Origin of the sequence: Halobacillus aidingensis, from assembly GCF_900104185.1 — a bacterium.
Taxonomy (GTDB): Bacteria; Bacillota; Bacilli; order Bacillales; family Halobacillaceae; genus Halobacillus; species Halobacillus aidingensis.
Map to the genome: position 1 here is coordinate 263,799 of NZ_FNIZ01000001.1, position 24,231 is coordinate 288,029.

General features: G+C 44.7%; 20 protein-coding genes and 2 tRNA genes. 5 read left to right on the top strand and 17 right to left on the bottom strand.

Annotated elements, in window-relative coordinates:
• Positions 1-16: 16 nt before the first annotated feature.
• The 8 genes from BLS23_RS01185 to BLS23_RS01225 form a co-directional block, all read right to left on the bottom strand.
• Complete coding sequence (locus BLS23_RS01185) at positions 17-811, bottom strand: MBL fold metallo-hydrolase (protein WP_089650682.1); 795 nt, start codon at positions 809-811, stop codon at positions 17-19.
• 14 nt (positions 812-825) lie between these two features.
• Positions 826-1,740, bottom strand: coding sequence for a two-component system regulatory protein YycI (gene yycI, locus BLS23_RS01190; protein WP_089650683.1), 915 nt, complete (start codon positions 1,738-1,740; stop codon positions 826-828).
• 14 nt (positions 1,741-1,754) lie between these two features.
• Entirely contained in the window at positions 1,755-3,128 is a 1,374-nt protein-coding gene (locus BLS23_RS01195; RefSeq protein WP_089650684.1) for a YycH family regulatory protein, read from the bottom strand.
• A complete protein-coding gene (walK, locus tag BLS23_RS01200; protein WP_089650685.1) occupies positions 3,125-4,963 on the bottom strand; it encodes a cell wall metabolism sensor histidine kinase WalK in 1,839 nt (612 codons plus the stop codon). Before walK ends, BLS23_RS01195 begins: the two co-directional genes overlap by 4 nt.
• 6 nt (positions 4,964-4,969) lie before the next feature.
• Complete coding sequence (gene yycF, locus BLS23_RS01205) at positions 4,970-5,674, bottom strand: response regulator YycF (RefSeq protein ID WP_089650686.1); 705 nt, start codon at positions 5,672-5,674, stop codon at positions 4,970-4,972.
• A gap of 273 nt (positions 5,675-5,947) precedes the next feature.
• On the bottom strand, positions 5,948-7,231 hold the full coding sequence (locus tag BLS23_RS01210; protein ID WP_089650687.1) for a peptidoglycan DD-metalloendopeptidase family protein: 1,284 nt from the start codon (positions 7,229-7,231) through the stop codon (positions 5,948-5,950).
• 796 nt (positions 7,232-8,027) lie between these two features.
• A tRNA-Phe gene (locus BLS23_RS01220) sits at positions 8,028-8,100 on the bottom strand.
• A 273-nt stretch (positions 8,101-8,373) separates the two neighbouring features.
• Positions 8,374-8,450 (bottom strand) — tRNA-Asp (locus BLS23_RS01225).
• A gap of 125 nt (positions 8,451-8,575) precedes the next feature.
• Here BLS23_RS01225 and BLS23_RS01230 point away from each other — a divergent pair.
• The gene (locus BLS23_RS01230) at positions 8,576-9,058 is read left to right on the top strand and encodes a hypothetical protein (protein WP_089650689.1); all 483 of its coding nucleotides are present in this window, start codon (positions 8,576-8,578) and stop codon (positions 9,056-9,058) included.
• Positions 9,059-9,084: 26 nt separating this feature from the next.
• Here BLS23_RS01230 and BLS23_RS01235 read toward each other — a convergent pair whose 3' ends face one another.
• On the bottom strand, positions 9,085-9,627 hold the full coding sequence (locus BLS23_RS01235) for an LOG family protein (protein WP_089650690.1): 543 nt from the start codon (positions 9,625-9,627) through the stop codon (positions 9,085-9,087).
• Positions 9,628-9,745: 118 nt separating this feature from the next.
• On the bottom strand, positions 9,746-11,035 hold the full coding sequence (locus BLS23_RS01240; RefSeq protein WP_089650691.1) for an adenylosuccinate synthase: 1,290 nt from the start codon (positions 11,033-11,035) through the stop codon (positions 9,746-9,748).
• A 401-nt stretch (positions 11,036-11,436) separates the two neighbouring features.
• Between BLS23_RS01240 and BLS23_RS01245 the strand changes: the two genes are divergently transcribed.
• Entirely contained in the window at positions 11,437-12,219 is a 783-nt protein-coding gene (locus BLS23_RS01245; protein WP_089650692.1) for a DeoR/GlpR family DNA-binding transcription regulator, read from the top strand.
• Positions 12,210-13,067, top strand: coding sequence for a Cof-type HAD-IIB family hydrolase (locus BLS23_RS01250; RefSeq protein WP_089650693.1), 858 nt, complete (start codon positions 12,210-12,212; stop codon positions 13,065-13,067). The genes BLS23_RS01245 and BLS23_RS01250 overlap by 10 nt, the downstream gene beginning before the upstream one ends.
• A gap of 121 nt (positions 13,068-13,188) precedes the next feature.
• On the opposite strand, the gene dnaB is transcribed toward BLS23_RS01250, so the two are convergent.
• The 4 genes from dnaB to BLS23_RS01270 all read right to left on the bottom strand — a co-directional run bounded on the left by dnaB (position 13,189) and on the right by BLS23_RS01270 (position 18,127).
• The gene (gene dnaB, locus BLS23_RS01255) at positions 13,189-14,550 is read right to left on the bottom strand and encodes a replicative DNA helicase (protein WP_089650694.1); all 1,362 of its coding nucleotides are present in this window, start codon (positions 14,548-14,550) and stop codon (positions 13,189-13,191) included.
• A 182-nt stretch (positions 14,551-14,732) separates the two neighbouring features.
• On the bottom strand, positions 14,733-15,179 hold the full coding sequence (gene rplI / locus BLS23_RS01260) for a 50S ribosomal protein L9 (RefSeq protein ID WP_089650695.1): 447 nt from the start codon (positions 15,177-15,179) through the stop codon (positions 14,733-14,735).
• Positions 15,176-17,149 (bottom strand): DHH family phosphoesterase, encoded by a 1,974-nt coding sequence (locus BLS23_RS01265; protein ID WP_089650696.1) that lies wholly within the window; start codon positions 17,147-17,149, stop codon positions 15,176-15,178. The genes rplI and BLS23_RS01265 overlap by 4 nt, the downstream gene beginning before the upstream one ends.
• 33 nt (positions 17,150-17,182) lie before the next feature.
• Complete coding sequence (locus BLS23_RS01270; RefSeq protein ID WP_089650697.1) at positions 17,183-18,127, bottom strand: YybS family protein; 945 nt, start codon at positions 18,125-18,127, stop codon at positions 17,183-17,185.
• Between the two features lie 163 nt (positions 18,128-18,290).
• On the opposite strand from BLS23_RS01270, the gene BLS23_RS01275 reads away from it, so the two are divergent.
• Together BLS23_RS01275 and BLS23_RS01280 are read left to right on the top strand one after the other, a co-directional pair.
• On the top strand, positions 18,291-19,106 hold the full coding sequence (locus tag BLS23_RS01275; RefSeq protein ID WP_089650698.1) for a histidinol-phosphatase HisJ family protein: 816 nt from the start codon (positions 18,291-18,293) through the stop codon (positions 19,104-19,106).
• Positions 19,099-19,617, top strand: a complete 519-nt coding sequence (locus BLS23_RS01280; RefSeq protein ID WP_208599150.1) for an NUDIX domain-containing protein — start codon at positions 19,099-19,101, stop codon at positions 19,615-19,617. Before BLS23_RS01275 ends, BLS23_RS01280 begins: the two co-directional genes overlap by 8 nt.
• Before the next feature lie 56 nt (positions 19,618-19,673).
• Here BLS23_RS01280 and BLS23_RS01285 read toward each other — a convergent pair whose 3' ends face one another.
• The 3 genes from BLS23_RS01285 to BLS23_RS01295 form a co-directional block, all read right to left on the bottom strand.
• Complete coding sequence (locus BLS23_RS01285; protein ID WP_089650700.1) at positions 19,674-21,191, bottom strand: AbgT family transporter; 1,518 nt, start codon at positions 21,189-21,191, stop codon at positions 19,674-19,676.
• A 209-nt stretch (positions 21,192-21,400) separates the two neighbouring features.
• On the bottom strand, positions 21,401-22,984 hold the full coding sequence (serA, locus tag BLS23_RS01290; protein WP_089650701.1) for a phosphoglycerate dehydrogenase: 1,584 nt from the start codon (positions 22,982-22,984) through the stop codon (positions 21,401-21,403).
• 2 nt (positions 22,985-22,986) lie between these two features.
• Positions 22,987-24,147 (bottom strand): pyridoxal-phosphate-dependent aminotransferase family protein, encoded by a 1,161-nt coding sequence (locus BLS23_RS01295; RefSeq protein ID WP_089650702.1) that lies wholly within the window; start codon positions 24,145-24,147, stop codon positions 22,987-22,989.
• Between the last annotated feature and the right edge of the window lie 84 nt (positions 24,148-24,231).

Consider the following 24,231-nt stretch of genomic DNA (forward strand, 5'->3'; position numbering starts at 1 on the left):
TACCATTTAAAACCTTTTAAACCTCAAAGATTGGTGTGGCTTCCTGTGGGTCCGTATCATGCAATTCAATGTGGCGGCCCACTTCAAATCCGCGCTCTTCTAAAACATTTTTAACAGACATATGGGCAAGGTCTTTCATATTGTTATCCAGACTCAAATGCGCAAGGTAGATTCTTTTCGTCTGGTCCGTAATGATATCGGTGAGGGCCAGGGCACAATCCTCATTGGAAACGTGTCCGGAATCCCCTAATATGCGTCGTTTCACATTCCATGGGTAGCGTCCCATTCGAAGCATGCTCACATCATGATTCGATTCGAAAATGTAGGCGTCAGCACCTTCGACTGTCTTTTTTATCCGTTCAGATACATAGCCAAGATCGGTAACGAGGGCGATCTTCTTCCCGTCCTTATGGAACGTATAAAACATAGGATCTGCCGCGTCATGAGAAACGGCAAAGGATTCTACATCCAGACCCCCGAATGTCTTCGTCTCCTCCATAGAAAAGTGGAATTTCTGATCGATGGGAAGTTTGCCGATTTGCCCTTCCATCGCATTCCAAGTTTTTTCATTTGCGTAGATAGGAAGGTTGTAGCGTCTTGCCATGATGCCAAGACCTTTGATGTGATCACTATGCTCATGAGTGACAAGGATTCGTGATAAGGATTGTGGGTCGATGTTCACTTGATCAAGCAAACCTTCCATTTTCTTACCACTCAAGCCAGCATCCACTAATATTCTCTCATCTCCCGATTCAATATAGAATGCGTTCCCCGTACTGCCTGAAGCAAGTACACTAAATCTCATGCTCATTCCATACACTCCATCTAATTGGTTTCTCTATTTTCATTTGCTGCCGTTTGCTCTTCTTCCGCACTTTTTAAGCCATACTCACTTTTAACATCTGAGATAAATGATTCTTCGTTGATATATTCAATGATTGTCCCGTCCAAGGTGTAGAGAAAATGATTGCGGTCTCCGTTGACCGTCACTTTCCATGTTGATGCGAACACTTGCGTCTCATTTTCTTCCCCCGCAGGCAGACTGTAACTCGTATGATAGCCAATATCCATCGATGTAATTTCATCTCCCGACTCAATAAGACCGTTATTCAACAAAATACGAATGGCACTTAAAGGTTCGATGGTGATTTCCGTGTCATCGGAGGGCCCTGAGTATTCCCCATCTTCAAAGGATAGTAAGGTTGCGACATATCCAGTCATTTCACCATCAACGATATTCACCAGCAAATATCCGTTATTGTTAAAATAAACCGTCTTATTGTTTTTTGCCTGGAAAAAGAGAGCCGCACCCGCCTCTTCATTCCAACCCCAGTAGGAATAACGGGAAGCAAAAGGGACGACATCAGCGACAACGCTCTGGATCGTATCTTCCGTCACTTCTATCGGCTCATCAAAAGTGACTTGCAATACCTGACCGTCTTCTTTGAGCTCAACCTCTTTATCACTCTCATCCATATCTTCAATCTGACTCATCACATCATCAGGAAACGTATGCACACTTTCCGATTCAATCGGTGTAGCTTCTGGCAATTCCTCCGGGATCGCATCCTCCGAAATGGAAATGTCGTTCGCTTCCAGTTCGGTTTCAATACTTTCAGCAACGGTGGAAATCTGCCCCACTTCATCCTCCGCTTGCTTGCTTAACAATTGCTGCAGCAGGAAAAGGTCGAGGATTAAGAAACTGATGATAAATAATGTTTTAATTTGACCCCACTGCATGTTTTACCTCCTCGTCACGAAACCTCTGCATTTTGGGACCTTTCTTCTGGATATACTTTCGTCCAACCGCTGTTTGTCAACATATACCACTCAGGAATCAAGCTGTACACCAACTCGCTCCTTTGTTCTTCAAGCGTGTACATAATCTCTAAATCCCTGATTCTGGACGTTTCCAACTCACCTTCTTGTTGGAGATCCAAAAGGACTTCCTCACCGGACAAGAGGTTCGTTTGGCTTTCGTTGATGCTGCTGTATTGGACGAGCGGGCGGTCATATTCCTGAATCTGTCCTTGCTGATAACTTAACTGGATGCTCGCCAACTTATAAGTATCGACGTTCTCCAGCACTGGCCGGTCATTAAAGTAAAGGCGGTAACGAACTTCATCCCGACCACTCAAAATCGAGTTCAGACGATAGTCATCCGTCCACCCCAAATGACTATTGATATCCTCCATACTTTGGACAAACAATTCATATTCCGTCAAGTTCTTCTGGTTTGCTGAGTTGGGAATCGTCAAATCATATTCCATTCTCTTATCATACTGCGTCAATCTTCGCTGGAATGTTTTGGTGATATTTTCCCCGCTATTCGTCCGTGACTTGAACACTCGCGTATTCGAAGGAAAAATATCATTCTGAATCGGTTTTACATTTACAGCTCCTGTTTGCAGCACATATTCTGATATACTGACAGGATTTTTAGGTACGTAAATGTGAGAAGCATTCGTTCCATCTTCGGGGTCGATCCGCAGGACATCAGCCACACGCGACATTTCCACCAATTCATCTTTATTGTCGACTTCCTGTATGGCACGTTCTCCAGAAGCTGCACTGATATCTGCCTGAAGTGTAATTTCGCTTCCTTCAGCATCACTATTTACGAACCACAAGTCATATGAAGCACTTGAAGCAGCACTTCCCTCTTGGGAATGACGCAATAGGAATATCCGATTGAAGTTGGCTTGCAGCCCCTCCATTGGAATACTCTCGTTCACTTGAAAGATATCACTGATCACCTGTATAGGCAGATGCGCAGGAAAAATGATTTCCACAATTTCGCTATGGTTATCGACATTGATCGTTCTTGGACTCGTATCAAGGTTGGATAAGTTCCACTGCTGCATCTGTTTTTGGTAAAAAGCTGTTCGATCAATATTATCTTTGAATGTAAAAAATGAATTTTGCTCATGAAAAACGACCTTATCAGGAGGAACCAGGTTCGGAATAGCCCGTTCTGATCCTATTTCTTCTAATTTCGTATCTTCAATGAACACATCCTCTTCCAACGTTTCATTTACGGGCTGATACGTCCAAAGAGCTACCGTCAACACTAAGCTGAAGGCGATGAGAATCACCAAAGTGACAGACTTCATGGTTTCTTTTTTCATGACTGTCCCCTCCGCTTCTGACTCATGAGCGGTAAAGTAAAGTGGACAGTCGTGCCCTTACCTTCACGACTTTCCGCCCATATTTTTCCATGATGAGCTTCAATCATTTCCCGGGCAATAGCAAGGCCCAGTCCGGTTCCTCCCATTTCTCTCGCACGGGATTTATCGACACGATAAAAACGATCAAAGATTTTATCAACGGTGTCTGGAGGCATTCCAATCCCTTCATCGGTAATGCTTACCCGCAGCTGTTTCTTCGTGGAATGGGCGCTAAACCGTATGCTCCCACCCTCCGGAGAATATTTAATGGCATTGGAGATGATGTTATCCAGCACTTGTGTGATTTTATCCTTGTCCATCCACACATACATGTTTTTGTTGGACAAGTTGCGGACAAACTCTACTTTTTCATTCTTATTCATTTCAAAACGATCGATCACATGGTCAAAAAAGCTGACGAACTCAACACGATCTTTCATCAGGCTTGTTTCTTTATGATCCATTTTCGTTAACTGTAAAAGATCGTTCACTAAACGAATCATACGGTCCGTCTCGTTTTGGGTCACATCGAGGAATCTTGGTGCGATATCCGGATCCTGCCATGCCCCATCGTTCAATGCTTCTATATAACTCCGCATCGTCGTCAACGGGGTACGTAGTTCGTGTGAGACATTTGAAACAAACTCTCTTCTTTCTTTTTCCACACGCTGCTGCTCGGTCACATCACTAATGACCGTGATGAAACCATTCATGTCATGGTTTTCATCTTCAACCACAGAAAAGTTGGCTTTAAGCAGAAGGTGGTTATCTTCACTGCTTAAATCAATGATCATAGACCCTGCTTCTTCCACCTCTGAGATATTTTCAACTTGATCGTTCAAGTCAAGAACATCCACAAGGGATTGTCCCTGGACCTCCTCAAATGTCTGTCCAATTAGTCTCGAGGCTGGTGCATTCATTAGTGTGATGGCACCGAGCCGGTCTGTCGCAATGACACCATCCGACATATTCGAAAGCACAGAGCTCAACTTCCGGCGCTCGCCTTCTGTCGTCGCAGTAGCCAGCTTCAATTTATCATTCAAATCATTAAAGGTATGGCCTAACTGTCCGATTTCGTCATTTCCTTTTACATCGACCTTCTGGGAGAAGTCCCCTGTCGCCATAACTTGTGCCTGTCGTTTCATTTCTGTCAGAGGTTTCGTGATGGTCCTCGCCACCAAAATCCCGAGCAAAGCCGTAACCGTAATAGCTAAGACCGTCCCTTTGGCGAAAATACTGATGATTTCCCCAAGTTGTTCATAAATATCATTCATATAAACTTCATAATAAAGAGCCCCAACAATCTCTTCTCCGGACTCATCCGTAATCGGGTTTGTACCACGGAACAGCCGGTTGTTGGTCCCTTCTTCCCGCCAAGGTTTAGGTTCTGTGGCCTCCCCAAACAAGAACACCTTCGTAATGGCGGTGTCCGTCACTTTTTTACCGATGGGAGACTGGTCGCTCGTCGTCGTAGCCGCAAGCACCTTTTGGTTGTTGTCTACAACCCAGAGTTTTCCAATATCGGTGTTATCATCACTAAAATCATTAATAAGGCTTTGTAGATCATTATTCAAAGGCAGCGAATCTTCTCCCCGCTCTGTATTGAACGCATTTTGCAAACTGTAGGTTAAAGAATTCAGCTGTCCTTCAATGGAATTCGTAAAGTTGGTTTCCAACTGCTCTTCCAATCGATCGACAAAATAGACACCAATGACTTGGATGCCCAATAACAATAACAAAATGTATACAAGAATCAGCTTCAGCCTAACAGACTGAAAGAAACCTACTTCTTTCATAAAGGCTTAATCCTGTTCTGGGTTTCTCAAATAATACCCAACCCCACGACGGGTAACAATCCACATTGGGTTACTAGGATTCTCTTCAATTTTTTCCCGCAAACGTCTTACCGTTACATCGACGGTACGGACGTCCCCATAATAGTCATAGCCCCAAACGGTTTCAAGCAAATGTTCACGAGTCATGACTTGTCCGATATGACGAGCAAGATAGTGAAGAAGTTCAAACTCACGATGAGTCAATTCAATATGATTCCCGTCACGAGTCACCGTATAAGCATCCGGGTGAATCGCCAGACGGCCGATTTCAATATCCTTCGTCTGCTGTGCACTGTCTTCAGGCTCCTGCTGTTGACGACGCAAGTTCGCCTTCACGCGGGCAATCAATTCGCGGTTGCTGAAAGGCTTGGTCACATAGTCATCTGCACCCATTTCCAGTCCAAGTACTTTATCAATCTCTGCATCTTTTGCCGTCAACATAATGATCGGCATATTATGACGCTTCCTCACTTCACGGCAGACTTCATTACCGTCTTTGTTCGGTAGCATAATATCAAGGAGAATCAATTCCGGCTCTTCTGCATCTGCTTTCGCAACCGCCTCATCTCCGTCATATGCACATACGACTTCATAACCTTCTTTTTCTAAGTTAAATTTCAATATATCCGCAATGGGTTTCTCGTCATCGACCACTAAAATTTTCTGTGCCATATTCCGTCACATCCTTTTCCTCGTCATCTTTTCTTTCTCTTATTTTAACTTATTTAATGGTAAATGTCTTATTTCACCATAAACCTCTCTCGAAATCAGCCGTTTCACCTATACTTTTATCATGCCTATTTCTTAATCCTCTTACTAAATTTTGCTCCAATCAACCATCACCAGTTTTGATACGTGGCTTAGGGGGAATGAGATAAATGGTTCGCTTTCCTAGGGCGATTTGATAAAGAAAAAACCGCTATGATTGAATCATAGCGGTTAGGGTCAGGGGGACACGTGAGAAAGAGGGTTTTCGAGTGAACCTTCTTTATGGATTTCAAAATGTAGATGTACCCCTGTGGAACGTCCTGTCGTTCCCATAACACCGAGCTTTTCACCTTTTTTAACGGTCTCCCCTTTTTTGACATCAATTGAGGAGAGGTGAGCATAGGTCGTCTCGTATCCATTCCCATGATCGATCACGACTTTATTTCCGAAACTATTTCGATAGCCAGCTTCGACCACTTTGCCGTTATCAGCAGCTTTAATCGTTTTATCAGAAACACCGGCAATGTCAATCCCTTTATGGTATCGCCCCCAGCGTTCTCCCTGCTCACTGGTGATTTCTCCGCCCACAGCCGGCCAAGTGAAATCACCCGTACCTTTAGAAGGGACTTTCTTTGTTCCTTGAAGGGCGATCTTCGTCACAGGTTCTTTGACGACCTCTCTTTCAACCGTCTTTTCTTTTATTTTTTCACCATTTCGGTACGTTCGTTCAATCAAAAGCTCTCTCTTTCCATCTTCCCCTTCTTGCTTCACTTCGGATTCACCTTTAAAAAGTTCATCCGTCTTTTTCATTTGTACTTTATGAGGAACCTGTTCTTCCTTTCGTTCTTTCTCGGTGATTACTACATCCACAAGCGGCTTCTGTGATTTAGCCATCATCCCCATAAATGATGTCGTTTCCGAATGACTGCTTGGGTAAGGACGTCCTTCTTCCACCCTGGACACGGCTTCTTCGACTGTATGAACCTGCGAGAGCATGACCTGATCTTCTTTCATTGTGACAGGAGCCGATAAGCCGACATCCATCACCTTCGTTTCACCGAGGTCCGGCAGCTCTGGAGTACCTTTTTCTAAATTCTCAAGTTCTTCTTCTTCAACGTATTCCTCTTTTACGGTTTCAAGGACTTTTTCTGCCTTCTCTTCACTTGGAAGGTGAGCGACAGGCTCCCCATTGATGTGAAGGCGTACAACGTCTGCGGCAAGGGTCAATTCATTTTGAAGCGAATCCAAAACATTCGAGGATTCGTCTTTCACAGACAAAACTTTCTGCTCCTTGAATGAGACTTCTTCCATATAGGAAAGGTTCAATCCTTCATGATTTTCTTCCGCCTCTTCCATACGCTCGCGTAATTCCGATTTGACCTCTGCTTGATTTTCTACCGTCCCCACATGTTGTTCATCTATATAAACGTGATAGACCGTCGGCAGTGAACTCTCGGCGTAGGCCGTTCCTACACCGACACTTACGACGGAAATCGCTGTGACAGCTAATTTCTTCCACATGATAATGATCCTCCTGATGCACCGTCTAAACTATTCCTAAATTAATCTATCACACGGAATATTTATAAGAAATAGATATTTAAATATGTAAAAAAGATATAATATTCTTACCAAAATTACGAAAGGATAGTCATTTTTTCATATTAAACTATTCATTTTAGTAAATTCCCTCTATTCCATATAAGCTTCCTATGTGGAAGACTCAGTTTCGAGACTTTTGTTGAGTGGATGGGGGCTACGGGGAATGGCTCGCTTTCCGCGGGAGCGCGGTGAGCCTCCTCGGACTGCGTCCTGTGGGGTCTCACCAAGCACTTTTTTCCCGCAGGAGTCTCCCCATTCGCCTCCGCCCCTTTGCCATATGTATCTCGAAACCACATCCGGAATAAACTCCTTTTATGCACATGGTAATTGGAGGGGAATAAACTCCCAAGAACGCTATTCTGCATGTGGTATGGACCGCTTTATGCTTAATAGTAGAAGGTACCCTCCCACAGTAAAAGGGTTCGTTTCTCACATCCATTGAATGGGGTGGTTGGGAAGCTGCGAGACTCCCGTGGGAGAAAGGAGATAGGCGAGATCCCGCAGGACGAAGTCCGAGGAAGCTTGCCACTCCCCCACAGGAAAGCGAGTAGCTTCCCAGCCACCCCTGACGCTCAACCAGGCAACGAACCCCGAAACATCTCGAAATCAAGTCTTCAAGAATACTGCCATATAGTTGGTTAAGATTATTAAGATATAAGAATGATTTTCCATACAAAAAAGCTTACGGAAATATTTCCGTAAGCTTTTTATGGAGTGGCTCGGGACGGAATCGAACCGCCGACACACGGATTTTCAGTCCGTTGCTCTACCGACTGAGCTACCGAGCCATAATAAATAATAAATTCTAATCATGCTTTCGCTCCACATCTTGTTTCGAAGATTATTCGAAGATGTTTGTGCTCGTCACGTTGCAAGGGATTTCGGTGAAGTGTACGCTCCTCGCAAAGCCTACATGGGAGATGATTCGCTGAAGTTTACGGCTTCTCTACCGACTGAGCTACCGAGCCATGGGTATTTTTTTCATTATCTTTCGACGATATAACCTAGTGAGCACATCACATTACGTGTGTATTCGACTACTTCAAATGATATAATGAAAGTGGCGGTCCGGACGGGACTCGAACCCGCGACCTCCTGCGTGACAGGCAGGCATTCTAACCAACTGAACTACCGGACCAATACGGCTTGTTCACCGCAACGATAACTATCGTACCATACAGAATAAACGTAAGCAATAGTAATTTTACTAGAAATATAGATTTTCTCCCTGAATTCTGTTATCAAAAAGAAAGGAGGGTTTGTTTGAAAAAGATTTTCCGCTACGTTGTTTTCGTTCTTATCCTTTTATTTGTCTCAATTATTGGTTTCTTAAAATTGAATCCGCCGCTCACCCATGGTTCGATCGGTACAACAGAAGATAAGCAAACCGTCATTGTTGCACTCGGAAACAAAAGTTTGCTGGGTAGCATCCAAATCACTGATGTGTCCATCAATAACAACCAACAGCCTACAAACATCAAGATGCAGATCAGTGATTCTGAAAAAGGATTCATAATTACCGATACTTACGCGCTTGTGGAAGATGCGTATGCCATCAATGAATATGAAACCATTCCACTCGCCCCGGACACATCGCCACTAGCCTCCAAAGCAATGGCTGCGTCACCTGATACCTCACCAACGACGATCTACGGATTAAGCATCACCGAAGAATCCTCGATTGAAAGTATTAAATTGACGTATCGTTTTTTTGGACTCATTTTCTTTAAAACGATCCAAGTATAAAAGACGTGCTTGAATAGGCACGTCTTTTATTTTTTCTGCTCCATTTGATTCAATAAAGAAGAAGGATCGTCGGCATCTATAAAAAGTTCACGGTTATCTTCAGGTACAAATCCTGCTTTTATTGCGTGTTCGATGAGCTGAACAAGCGGTGTGTAGTATTCCGCGATGTTGTATAGGGCGAGAGGTTTTGTATGAAGGCCGATTTGAGCCCAACTGACCGTTTCAAAAAGCTCTTCAAACGTACCGAACCCTCCCGGAAGGGCAATGAATCCGTCAGCCAGCTCACTCATCTTCGCTTTTCTTTCATGCATTGTCCCTACCTCGATCATTTCTGTTACGTAGGGGTGAACGATTTCTTTTTCAAAAAGATGGCTCGGCATAATGCCTGTCACTTTTCCTCCGCCGTCCAGCACCTGGTCGGCTAACACACCCATCAATCCACTTTTAGCACCACCATAAACCAGCTCAATGTTATTTGCGGCCAGTCTTTTTCCTAAAGCTTTCGTTTTCTCTATGAAAACTGGATCATTCCCTGCACTGGACCCAGCGAAAACACAAATGCGTTTCACGTAAAACACCCCTCCTCTTGTTCATCTATGTAAAGTGTACCCTGACTTATACTTTTTCGATTCTTATCCTTCCATGCTTTTGTAAAAAAAGCCTGGCTGAGTAAGCCAGGCTTCCATATTATTCACTATATACGCTGCGGACAACGTTCGTTTGTGCACGGTCAGGACCAACAGAGAAAATAGACAACGGGATTCCTGTCAACTGAGACACACGCTCAATGTAATGGCGTGCGTTCTCCGGAAGGTCACTCAGCGTTTCAGCGCCTGTGATATCTTCCGTCCAGCCTGGCATTTCTTCGTAAACCGGCTCACATTCGGCAAGAACTTTCAAACTTGCCGGGAACTCTTCCATGATTTCACCTTTGTACTTGTAAGCCGTACATATTTTCAATGTTTCAATCCCTGTCAGTACATCAATGGAATTCAAGGAAAGGTCGGTGATTCCACTTACACGACGGGCATGACGGACAACGACACTATCAAACCAACCTACACGTCTTGGGCGTCCCGTGGTAGTACCGTATTCTCGACCCACTTCACGGATTTGATCTCCGACTTCATTTTCAAGCTCTGTCGGGAAAGGTCCATCTCCGACACGCGTCGTATAAGCTTTCGAAACACCGACAACGTGTTTGATTTTTGATGGTCCCACACCAGAACCTATGGTTACTCCCCCCGCGATTGGGTTAGAAGAGGTAACGAAAGGATACGTCCCCTGGTCGATGTCGAGCATAACTCCCTGAGCACCTTCAAAAAGAACGCGACGACCTTCATCCAATCCATCATTCAATACGACAGATGTATCGCATACATAGGATGCGATCTGTTGACCATATTTATAGTATTCATCCAGAATATCTTCCACCGCAAACGTTTTTGTTTCATATACTTTTTCAAAAAGACGGTTCTTCTCAGCAAGGTTCTGCTCGAGCTTTTCACGGAAGCTTTCTTTATCAAGTAAATCAGCGATACGGATACCTGTACGAGCCGCTTTGTCCATGTAGGCAGGGCCGATTCCCTTTTTGGTCGTTCCGATCTTATTCGCACCCTTCTCTTCTTCTTGAAGTGCATCTAATTTCAAGTGATATGGAAGAATCACATGAGCACGGTTGCTGATCCGCAGGTTGTCTGTAGAGACCCCTTTGTCATGTAAGTATTTCAATTCTTCAAGCAGCGCTTTCGGATCAATCACCATTCCATTTCCAAGCACGCACGTTTTATCTTCAAAAAAGATCCCTGAAGGAATCAAGTGAAGCTTATATGTTACTCCATCAAATTTTATTGTATGACCAGCATTATTTCCGCCCTGATAACGAGCGACAACTTCGGCATTTTGTGATAGAAAATCAGTTATCTTGCCTTTTCCTTCGTCCCCCCACTGGGTTCCGACTACAACTACAGAAGACATAAGGCACCTCCGCCAAAAATTTGTTAAATATGTTATCCATCGTCAGTTTACCAATTCAGACCTTGTAAGTCAACGCTAAAACCGAACATTAAATTATAATTACAATATTATTGTTCGATTATAACTTCTGGACCTCAAGGACTCCATTCTGATGATTTTTTGAGAGTTTTTGAGGAATTGGAACAGAGACCGTGCAACTCTCCGCCCTCGATCCCCCTCAGGAAATGTCTCGAAAATAAGCCTACAACAACCTTCCATTATATTGAATAATTTATTTTTATCATAAAAGCAGCAGATTAACTAACATTTACAAATAAACTTAAAATAACTTATTTTTGATTGATTTCCATTAAGTAATTACTTATAATCACTTATAAGAGCAAAAGCGGAAGGAGGATTCGATGTATCAGGAAGAACGTCTAATTGGAATCTTGCAATTTTTAAAAGAAAATCGCCGGATTTCCATTGATCAAATGTGTGAGATGTTTGATATATCAAGAGACACAGCAAGACGGGATTTAGTAAAGTTGGAAGAACGGAAAGCGATCGTACGTACACGCGGGGGAGCAATCCTGCCGAGGGCACATACGACCATTCAAAATTATTCTCACCGTTTAAAAACCGTTTCCTTCGAAAAACAACAGATCGGTAGTAAAGCGGCTTCTTTTATCCGTCCAGGAGAAAAGATTATTTTAGATACATCTACGACGGTTCAGGCATGTGCGAATCAAATCAGGCCTATGGACATCACAGTGATTACCAATTCGATTCACCAAGCGGAAATTTTATCGAATGTTGAAAGCGTGTCCATCCAATTGCTTGGTGGTTTTCTCCAAAAGGAGCACCAATTTCTTTACGGAGCTTCCGTTATCGAACGATTAAAAAGCTATCATGTGGATCAAGCGTTTATCGGAGTGGTGGGAATATCTGCTTCGGGGCTCTCGATTGCCCACGAAGAAGACGGGATGGTCAAACGAAACATGATCAAACAGGCAGAACAAGTCGTTGTTCTTGCGGACCATACGAAATTTGGTGTGACCGAGTTCTTTACTTTCGCAGAACTTGAAGACGTGGATGTCATCATTACAGACCAACTTCCTGATGAAGAATTTCAACAAAAATTACAAGATCATCATGTAGACTTGATTGTTACGGAAGAGGAGGGATCTGATTTATGGACATGATTGCCATTGATTTAGACGGAACACTGTTAAATTCCACGAATGAAATCAGCAAGAATAATATTCAGGCTATTCAGCGTGCCCAGTCGAAGGGCGTTGAGGTGGTCATAGCAACAGGAAGGGCAGCATTCGATGTCCGTAACCTGTTCTCCGGCCTGGACCTTCACACATGGGTGATCGCCGCCAATGGGGCGACGATCCATCGTCCGGACGGTAAGCTTTTTTCATCCACACCGATGGAAAAAGATGATGTCTCTGAAATTTTGGGGTGGCTTGAAAAAGAAGGATTCTACTATGAAGCGATTGATGATGAAGCAATTTTAACCCCGCAAAATGGCAGGGAGCTTATGAACATTGAGCTCGACCGGATTCAGAGTGCAAACCCGAAAACCGATCTGACCAGGCTGGAAAAGGCAGCTGAAAAACAGTTTAGTCAGTCCGGATTTTTGCATGTAGACTCCTATAAAGAAATCGTCGATAAGCATAGGAACGTGTACAACATTCTCGCCTTCTCCTTTGAAGAAGAAAAACTCCAAAAAGGATGGGAGAGATTCGATGACCACCCTGACTTGACTCTTGTAAGTTCTTCCAATCATAACTTCGAACTGGAACACAGGCTTGCTTCTAAAGGAAATGCCGTCCGGCAGTTGACTAAACAACTGAACCGATCTATAGAAAGAACGGCGGTCATTGGAGACAGCTTCAATGATTTATCTATGATGAATATAGCAGGGTACAGCGCCGCCATGGGGAATGCCAAAGATGAAGTGAAAGAGGCCTGCTGCTACCTTACGAAAACGAATGACGAAGACGGTGTCGCTCATGCGATCGACCACTTCCTGACCCTTTAGGATCATCCATTCCCCAGCGTGACTTTTCGGGAGGCGTGATGGGGATGATGATATAGATGGCTTCTTTGAAGCTAATCATAAAAAAGACGCCCGAGGCTTTAAGTCTCGGGCGTCTTCCTTCTTATGCCGGTGGTACATCAGCATCGGAATACCGATGATCCAAATCGACGAACTTGTTGTATTCTTTCACAAAGGCAAGGGATACTGTTCCCACCGGACCATTACGTTGCTTGGCCAGGATGATTTCAATGATGTTCTGGTTTTCGGATTCCTGGTCGTAGTAATCATCACGATAAAGGAATCCTACGATATCGGCATCCTGCTCAATCGAACCGGATTCACGCAAGTCAGACATCATCGGTCGCTTGTCCTGCCTTGATTCGACTCCACGGGAGAGCTGAGACAGAGCGATCAATGGAACATTAAGCTCACGAGCCAATCCTTTTAAAGAACGGGAAATTTCTGATACTTCCTGCTGACGGTTTTCTTTTGAGTTGGCGCTTCCCTGGATCAACTGCAAATAGTCGATCAGAATCATGCCAAGTCCGTGTTCCTGTTTGAGGCGACGGCACTTGGAACGGATTTCGCTGACGCGGATACCTGGTGTATCATCAATATAAATACCGGCGTTGGATAGACTTCCCATCGCCATCGTCAGCTTGTTCCAATCCTCTGTTTCCATCTGCCCTGTACGGAGACGCTGAGCATCGATGTTTCCTTCCGCACAAATCATACGGGAGACGAGCTGGTCGGCCCCCATCTCCAAACTGAAAATCGCGACATTCTCATCGGTATGGACCGCTACGTTCTGCGCAATGTTCAAAGCAAACGCGGTCTTACCCATAGACGGACGGGCGGCGATGATAATCAAATCATTCCGTTGGAAGCCAGAGGTGATATGATCAAGATCGCGATACCCTGTCGGAATTCCAGTCGTACTTCCGTCATTGTGGTGCAGCTGTTCAATGTTGTCATAAACGTCAATCAGTACGTCTTTGATACTTTTGAAAGCACTGGAATTTTTCCTTTGGGAAACCTCGAGAATGTCTTTTTCTGCGGCGTTCAATACATCCTCTAAGTCCTCTTCTTCTGAATAGCCGGTCGTTACGATATTCGTAGCCGTACGGATCAAACTTCTAAGGGTCGATTTTTCACTCACAATGCTTGTGTAATACTGGATATTCGCAGCAGTCGGTACGGAGTTTGCGATATCCGTCAAATAAGAAACCCCTCCAACTTCCTCGAGCACCTGGTTGTTGGAAAGAGCTGCCGTTACGGTGACGAGATCGATCGGCTCTCCTTTATCTGAGAGCGAAAGCATCACTTCGAAAATTCGCTGGTGGCTCGCCCGATAGAAATCTTCAGGAAGAAGATACTCAGCAGCTGTCGACATTGCTTCAGGTTCTAAAAAGACCGCACCGAGTACCGCCTGTTCAGCTTCTATATTATGGGGCGGGGTACGATCGTTCCACATTTCACTCACTGTTGTTCCTCCTCTGAATCTAAAGCACGGATGGCCCGTCCGTCACAAACAACCGCACGTTGTACGGTTATTTTATACATCCTTCCTTTTCATTATGAAAAAGAGGGATGTGAGCCAGAAATACAAAACAGAAGCGCCCAATAGCTCCAGTAGAATGGATTGGGCGCTTGATCGTTCAAGACTTACTTTTCCTCGACATGGACTTTGATCGTACCTGTTACTTCTGGGTGAAGTTTCACAGGGACGTTCGTGTAGCCCAATGTCCGGATCGGATCATCAAGCTCGATTTTACGTTTATCGATTTTAATATTATGGGATTTCTTCAGTTGCTCGGCGATCTGCTTACTTGTAATGGAACCAAATAAGCGGCCGTTATCTCCGGATTTCGCCACAAGCTTCACTTCGAGATCCGCAAGCGTTTCTTTCAAACGTTTCGCTTCCTCGACTTCTTCCTGTGCTTGCTGTTCGGCTTTGGCATCTTTAGCTTTTTGCGCCTGAACGTTCCCCTTCGTCGCTTCTACCGCCAAATTGTTTTTTAGAAGGTAGTTGCGCGCGTATCCATCGTTTACTTCTTTGATTTCGCCTTTTTTGCCTTTTCCTTTGACATCCGCTTTGAAAATTACTTTCATTCTGTGTCTCCCCCTTCAAAATATTCATCAATAATATCTTGCAACAATGCTTTTGCATCTTCAATCGTTGTATCTTCAAGTTGTGTGGCTGCGTTCGTCAAATGCCCGCCACCGTTCATCCTCTCCATGATGACCTGAACATTGATATCCCCGAGAGAACGGGCACTGATGCCGATCCGTCCATCACTCCGCTCAGAAATAACGAACGAGGAAACAATGCCGCTCATGGTCAGTAGCGTATCCGCGGCCTGTGCAATGATAACAGGTCCGTAAGTTTCTCCACGGTCCCCGGTGGAAATCGCAATTCCATCTCTGTAAACAGAGGCCCGTTCAATCAGCTTACTTCTGCGGATATAGACATCGAGATCTTCTTTCATGAACTTCTGGACTTGTACGGTATCCGCTCCCTTGGACCTCAAGTATGAGGCAGCATCGAATGTCCGTGACCCTGTACGGAGCGTGAAGCTTTTTGTGTCGACAATAATCCCTGCGAGCAGGGCAGTCGATTCGAGCATCGACAGTTTCAGTTTTTTCGGCTGGTATTCAAGCAGCTCAGTGACTAGTTCTGCCGTCGATGATGCGTATGGTTCCATATAAACAAGTGTCGGGTCGGCGATGAATTCTTCTGCACGTCTATGGTGATCAATCACGACGACATGCTCCGTTTTGGAAAGCAGCTTCTCCTCAATGACCATGGAAGGCTTGTGCGTATCCACAACAACAAGTAACGTCTCATTTGTCACCATTTCTAAAGCATCCTCAGGTGGGATGAAGTAATGCCAGAGGTCTTCGTCTTTCTCGATTTCCTCGACCATCCGTTGAACGCCGGTGTCGATATCATCCGGATCAAGGACGATGGCAGCTTTCTTGTCGTTTGCCTGGGCAATTTTCAAGATACCGATCGACGCGCCGACAGAGTCCATATCCGGGGATTTGTGTCCCATGATCAAGACCTTCTCACTTGCCTGAACAAGTTCTTTCATGGCATGGGAGATGACGCGGGCGCGTACCCGTGTCCGTTTTTCCATCGGATTTGTCTTTCCGCCATAGAAACGGACTTTTCCTGAATCATCTTTGATGGCGACCTGGTCTCCGCCTCGGCCAAGGGCAAGATCAAGACTCGATTGAGCTAGTTCGCCAAGCTCCGGAAGACTGACCGGACCGACACCGATTCCGAAACTTAACGTCAATGGAACGTTCTGATCTGTAATCAATTCACGTACATCATCAAGGATTTCAAACTTCGCTTTTTCCAAAGTATAAAGAATTTTCTGGTTCATGACCGCCATGAAGCGCTCTTGAGAAGTCCGCTTCAAGTAAATGCCATAGTCTCCCGCCCACTTGTTTAAAATCGAAGTCACTTGCGAGTTGATATGGCTTTTGGCGGTGTCATCCATCCCCTGAGTAATTTCTTCATAGTTATCAAGGAAAATGATGGAAAGAACCGTCTGTTCATTTTCATAACGGTTGTGGATTTCCGTCTGCTGTGTCCGGTCGAACAAGTAAAGCAGACGTTCATCCCTTTTGATGATCGTCTGGAATTTATAACCGGCAATCGTGATCCAAACTTCATCTTCCTCATCTTTCACACATGGAATCAGGTGATCGGAAAGTCGTTTTAACGATTCGCCAACAATCGTATCCTCTTCTGTGAACTTGTTCATATAAGGATTCGCCCACTCGATCATATAGTTTTCACTATAGAGAACGATTCCGATGGGCATTTCCAGTAAGGCTTCTTCGCCCACTTTTTTCACCCTGTAGGATAAGGTCGATATATATTCTTCTGTCTCATTGATCATGTTCTGTTCAGTACGGACACTGTAAAAAATGGACGCAGCTAAAAAGAGCGTCATCATTAGTCCCAGCATCCATTGATAGTACCAGATGAAGCCAAGCAGAAGGAGGGAGATCAAATAAATGATCCACAAGTGTCCGCTCATTGTTGGTTTTTTAAAAAAATTCGGCATTGCATTCAGCTCCTACCATCTTCTTGAGAGCGATCATTCTTTCTTTTCTTCCACACGTTCCCTCATCGGAAATCCTATATCAATTATACCGATTATTCTCACAAGGTACATGATGATTTGTGGAAGAAGTATGGAAAATACAACCACAAGAATCGGTATAGCTTTTGACCACTTTTTCTTCCATGCATAGAAAAAGACGAAAGAGAATCCCTGCAGGACGATCAGTGCTCCCGTCAGAATAAATACATTCACGGCAGCTAAATAAATCAGATTATTGCCATCCATCGTGACATAATTCAAGATCATTGCAACAAAGTAATACCATAATATTGATGTAGGCAGCTTGAAGTTCTTAAAATCCGTGAATCCCATGGACTGATTTTCGATGCGATTGATCAGTTTATAGGTCGTCCATTGGCTGACGAAAGCCATCATGACACCACTCATCGCCAATATACTTGGGACAATATCCGGGATAAAATCAATCAATTGCCCGATCTCAGCCAAATCCGTCTCTACCTCTTCTCCATCAAGAAGCCCTGAGAAAATTCTCTCGAAAGTGCCGTAGCCCTGGTTCATCCCATTTTTCAGTTCTTCCATTAAATTGACTCCAAGAAAGAGCTGCGTGATTAAGAGAATTCCGAGAAGACCGATGACAAACCCAACAGAGCCAATAGCAAGAGCTTCATAGGATGAACGTTTGTGATGCAAAGCGATACCTAAGAAAAGCCCGCCAATTCCGGCCAGCAAGGTGAAAACGGTAAATACGGTCGCAAATAATAGTGTGAAAATGGTGGCGGCCACAAACATGAGGCCCCCTGCTTTTCCACCATAACGATAACTATAATAAACAAATGGAACAGGCAGGATCATTAATAGTAGTGGTCCCATAACCGGCACAAAAATGATTACCAATAACAATAGCAGATATAGGCCGGTCATTAAAGCCCCTTCCGTCAACCTCTTTGTGTCATTCATGATTGATAAAGCACCTCTATTTCTATCGCGCTTGTCTTAACCTCCCTATTTTAACATATCACCCCCTCATACTTCTCGTATCAAATGCTTCCATCCGCTTCTTCTTGGTGATTTTTTCTAATGTTTGTTATGATGAATAAAATTCGATAGAGGAGGGCCGCACATGCGCACCGATTACCACGTCCATATGGCGGAAACCGGAAACCTTGATGTCGACTATCTACGAACCTACATAACAAAAGCGAAAGAAGAAGGAATCGAAGAATTAGGCGTATCTGAACATGCATATTTTTTTCAGGAAACACGCGACATTCTCTCCAACCCATGGGTGGAAAACCGTCGTACACTTGACTTTGAAACCTACCAAAAGATGTTTGATGAAGCAGCCAAAGCAGAACTCCCGATCAAGATGGGCATTGAAATGGATTACATGCCGGGGAAAGAAAAAGAGATGGAAGCCTTCATTTCTTCCCATCCTTTCGATTACGTGATCGGTTCAGTCCACTGGATCGATGAATGGGGCATCGATCTTGCGATTTACCGGGATGAATATGAAAAACGAGATTTAAAAGACGTCTACCAGCAATACTTTGACCGTGTCGTCACCCTTGCAGAGTCAGGACTTTTTGATTTTGTCGGACATATTGATGTCATCAAAGTGTTCGGTTACCGGCCGGATGACAAAGAATTTTTGAAAGAACAATATAAACGCGCAGCAAAAGCTCTAGCGAAAACAGATACATGCATTGAAATCAGTTCGGCAGGCTTGCGCAAACCAGTTGGAGAACTCTATCCAGATCCGACGCTTTTACAAATGTGTAAAGATGAAGGTGTTGGAATCGTTCTCTGCTCGGATGCCCACAAGCCGGACCATATCGGGTACCGCTATGAAGAAGCGATCGATCTTGCAAAATCCGTTGGTTATACAGAAGTCCATACATTCTCCAACCGCAAACGCCAGGTGCATCCCATTGGCTGACTTCATTTTTAAAAAGCGGTTTGGGCTCGAAAAAAATGAGGGGTACAAAACAAACAAGCGAACCGCAGTCAGAGGCATTCTTTTTCAAGAAGGAAAAATTCTGATGGTGAAGTCGAACCTCGGGGATTTCAAATTGCCTGGTGGTGGCGTTAATGATGGAGAAAAAGATGAGGAAGCTCTCATCAGAGAAATCCAGGAAGAAACAGGCTTTAGGAACTGCCAGGTGAGGCAATTTGCCGGTGAGGTTGTGGAAAGCCACCTTGACGTGTATGACCCGGAAGCCATATTTGAAATGACCTCCCGTTATTATTTTTGTGAGTGGTGGGGAGAGAAGGGCGGACAACAGCTGGATCCCTATGAGGAAGACCAGGACTTCACACCCGTATGGATAAGCGTCGAGGAAGCCCTTGCCCAAAACAGAAAAATACTGGATCAAACGAAAAAAAATCCATGGATCGAGCGAGAGAATTACGTTTTAGTTCAATTACTGAATAACGTGCAAACTTCCTGATATCCGAAAGATAAACGAAAAAAGCTCAACGTCACACCGACGCTGAGCTTTTTTCATTAATATTGAATTGGTGCACCAGGTCCTACAGGGATTCCTAATAGCACCCAAACGAGCAACAGTAGCAACCAGCCAAGTAAGAACGCAACGGAATAAGGAATCATCATGGAAATGAGTGTTCCAATCCCTAGCTTCTTATCATAGCGCTGAGCGAACGCGATGATGACCGGGAAGTATAGAAGCAACGGGGTAATCATGTTCGTCACAGAGTCTGCGATACGATAGAGCAATGTCGTAAACTCCGGAGAATAGCCAAGGTTCATCATGATCGGAACGAACACAGGGGCCAAAATTGTCCATTTAGCTGAAGAACTTCCAATGAAGAAGTTGACGACCATCGTCAATCCAATAAACGTTAAGATGAGTCCAATCCCATCAAACCCTGTAGAATTCAAAAAGTCTGCCCCGCGAAAAGCGATGACAGTCCCTAAATTCGTTTCACGGAAATACGCGATAAACTGTCCTGCCGTAAACGCAAGGGCAATATAACCGCTCATGCTTGCCATTGTTTTTCCAAGCAGTTTGGTAAGGTCCTTATCATTAGAAATCTCTTTTGTAACGATTCCATAAATCAAACCCGGGACCAAGAATAATAGGAAAATGACGAATACCAATGCACTGAAAAACGGAGATTCAATATAGGCCCCGTCTCCACGCAAAGGACCAAAAGACAAGTAAGCCATGAGAGCAAACGTAATCAGAAAACCGATCCCAGCAAGACGCATCCCTTTTTTCTCAAGAGCGGTCAACTCATCGATTTCCCCTTCCTGCTCACCTTCATACTTACCAAGTCTGGGTTCTACGATTTTTTCAGTTACGAGCGTACCAATAAGAGTGATCAGAACGACAGACACGGCTGCGAAGAAGTAATTCATTGTGACCGTAATCGTTTCTGCATAAGCAGGGTCAATCGTACGTGTCGCTTCAGCAGTCAACTCCTGAAGGATGGCATCGGTAGACGTGAGAGCTAAATTGGCACCAAACCCACCAGACACACCTGCAAAGGCGGCAGCAAGTCCAGCAAGCGGGTGTCGCCCAAGTCCTAAGAAAAGGACGGCTCCAAGTGGTGGAAGTACAACGTAACCGGCGTTGACCGCTACACTGGACATGACTCCGGCGAAAACTAAAGCGGCCGTCAACAATTTTTGAGGAAAGGAAAACACAATTCCTTTCAAAGAAGCATTGATTAAACCCGTTTGTTCAGCAAGACCAATGCCGAGCATGGTCACAAGAACGGCTCCAAGCGGCGGAAACCCAATAAAGTTATCGACCGCGCTGTTAAATATATAATCCAATCCACTCAGACTAAAAAGGTTTTTCACCTCTACGGCTTCCCCTGTCGTTGGATTTGTGACAGATACACCGGCAAAAATTCCAGAAATAATCACTACGATAAATGCTAATATAGCAAACAGCAACAATGGTGATGGAAGCTTATTCCCCAGCCATTCGATGCCATCTAAAATACGAAATAAAAACCTACGACCAGATGAAATCTCTGCTCTGTTTTCCTCCATTATATACCCTCCCTACAAAGTCGATGAATTAAGTCGGAATTAAATTTAACAAGAGAAAGTCTCAAAGTCAAAGCTTTTGTACTAGATTTTACAAAACTATAAAATGGAATCACTTTTTCCATAATAAAAAGACAAACCTGTCGAGGTTTGTCTTTTCATTTATTAAATAATAGCAATTATCTTGGATCAGCTCCCATAAATGGATACAATTAAATCGTCAAACACTGCACTTGCTTGATATCTTCAATTTGAGCAAGCTTTTCGTTACACTCCCCATCCACCGGTTTGTCTACCGTGAGCACCATGACGGCTTCTCCACCTTCATTCGTACGTCCAACCTGCATAGTTGCAATGTTGATTTCATGTTCGGCAAGTAAGCTCCCCACGCGGCCGATCGCGCCTGGCTGGTCGGTGTGGCGGATCACGACAAGGTGTCCCTCTGGAACAACGTCGATGGAATACTGATCAAACTGCACGATACGTGCGCCTAAACCGTTCAGCAGCGTACCGGCAAGGCTGCGCTTTTCCTGATCGGTCTCGATTTCGACGGTGATCAAGTTCGTGAATCCTTTCGTTTGGGTCGACTTCTGCTCATTTACCGTAATCCCTTTATCAGAAGCTGTCTTGAACGCATTCACATCATTCACACGTTCTCCGATATGACGTTTCAATATCCCTTTGACGGCAATCCTTGTAAGAGGCATTGTATCAACCTCAAGCAAATCGCCACTATAATAAACGTTCACACGCTCAAGCGTACCTTCCACCACTTTTGATAAAAAGGCGCCTAAACGTTCAGAGAGCTTGAAGTAAGGGGAGAGCTTCTCCATCATTTCTGATGACACAGAAGGTAGATTTACCGGGTTTCTCACCGTTCCTCCGCGCAATAGTTCCAGCACATCGTAGCTGACGTCTGTCGCGACGTTTTCCTGAGCTTCGATCGTACTTGCACCGAGGTGAGGGGTGGCAATCACTTCCGGCAAGGATAACAACGGATGCTCCGTCGCAGGTTCTTCTTCAAAGACATCAAGCGCTGCCCCGGCGATTTTCCCTGATTGGATCGCTTCATAAAGTGCATTTTCTTCTACAATCCCTCCACGGGCACAATTCAATATACGGGCTCCCGTCTTCATCATGGCAATGGCTTCTTCATTAATCAGATGCTTCGTTTTGTCAATCAGAGGGGTATGAACAGTCAGGAAGTCTGCCTGTTTGAGAACTTCCTCTAATGTCCCATGTGTGACACCTGCTTTTTCTGCTTTTTCTTCATTCAGAAACGGATCGAAGGCGACAACTTTCATGCGGTGACCTTTGGCGCGCTGGGCGACTTCGCGACCGATACGTCCGAAACCGACAATGCCGAGCACTTTATCTTTCAACTCAACGCCGACGAATTTTTTACGTTCCCACCGTTTTTGTTGGAGCTGATGATAAGCTTGCGGAATGTTCCGAGCTAACGACATGAGCATCGCCATCGTGTGTTCGGCTGTCGAGATCGTATTCCCATCAGGGGCATTCACGACAATGACGCCGTTTTCCGTGGCCGCATCGAGATCGATGTTATCGACTCCCACTCCCGCACGGCCGATAATCTTCAAATGAGGGGCATGTTCAATGACTTCTCTTGTCACTTGCGTCTGGCTTCTTACGATAAGTGCTTCTGCCGAACCGATTTCCTCCAACAACTGCTCATGAGATAAGTTCGGATTCATGACGGTTTCGATATCTTCCGCCTCTAATAGAGGTCTGATTCCATCTTCACTCAGTGGATCACTAATCAATACGCGGTGCATCTCTATTCCTCCCTTGTACGTTCCAAATAAACGGCTTGCGCAGCTGCGACACCCGCTCCAGGTTCGAATTCATGACCTAAACGTTTCAAGACAATTTCAAGAATTCCTATATATTGAAGAACATTAGCAGGACGACAGTATCCCATGTGTCCAATCCTGAAAATTTCACCCTTCATATGCTTCTGTCCGCCAGCTAAAATAAGGCCGAACTCTTCATTCGCCACTTTTCGGAGTTGTTCTGCCTCAAAAGATTCTGGTCGGATCGATGTGACGGTCGATGAAGCATCTTCGTCAGAGACCAACAGAGGCAGGTTCAAGGCACGGCAAGCGTCCCGTGTCATTTCTTTCATCGTTTGGTGACGTTCAAAAACCCGATCTAAGCCTTCCTCTTCCAACAATCCAAGGACCTGCTGGAGACCGAAAAGAAGGGAAAGAGCAGGTGTGAAAGGAGTCTGCCCACCTTCAAGCTGTTGACGGTATTTCCGTAAATCTAAGTAAAAACGAGGACGCGGATTTTCATCAATGACTGACCAGGCCTGAGCTCCGACAGCCAAAAACGCGAGCCCCGCAGGAAGCATCATCGCTTTTTGTGAACCTGAAACTAAGATATCGATTCCAGACTGATCCATCTTCACTTCGGCGCCTCCAATAGAAGAAACCCCATCGACGATGACCAGAGCTGAACTTATAGATTTTACACGCTCAGCAATTTTTTCCACCGGATGCATGACCCCTGTAGATGTTTCACAGTGTGTAAGAAAAACGGCCTTCGTATCGGGATGTTCTTGAAGTGCTTCTTCCACTTGGGAGATCTCGACTGCTTTTCCCCATGAAACCTCAACGCGTACCACATCCAATTCATACGTCTCACAAATCTGAGCAAAACGATCTCCGAATGCTCCAGCGACTACGACAATTGCTTTGTCCCCGGGCTTGGTCGTGTTTACAACAGATGCTTCCAAAGAAGACGTCCCGCTCCCTGTAACGACCAGCACCTCTCCAGATGTACCGAACACCGGCTTCAGTTTAGGAGCAATAGCATTGATCAAATCTTTGGCCTTTCCACCACGGTGGCCGATCATCGGTTGATTCATGCTCCGTTCTACACTCGGTGGAATTGGCGTTGGACCAGGGGTGTGCAACAAATCCCATTCACGTTTCATACTTCCTTCAACCTCCTCTATATTCAGTGATTCACTTTTCTCCATAGATCCTTTTATGCTTTAGAAAAGCAATGATATTCTCTA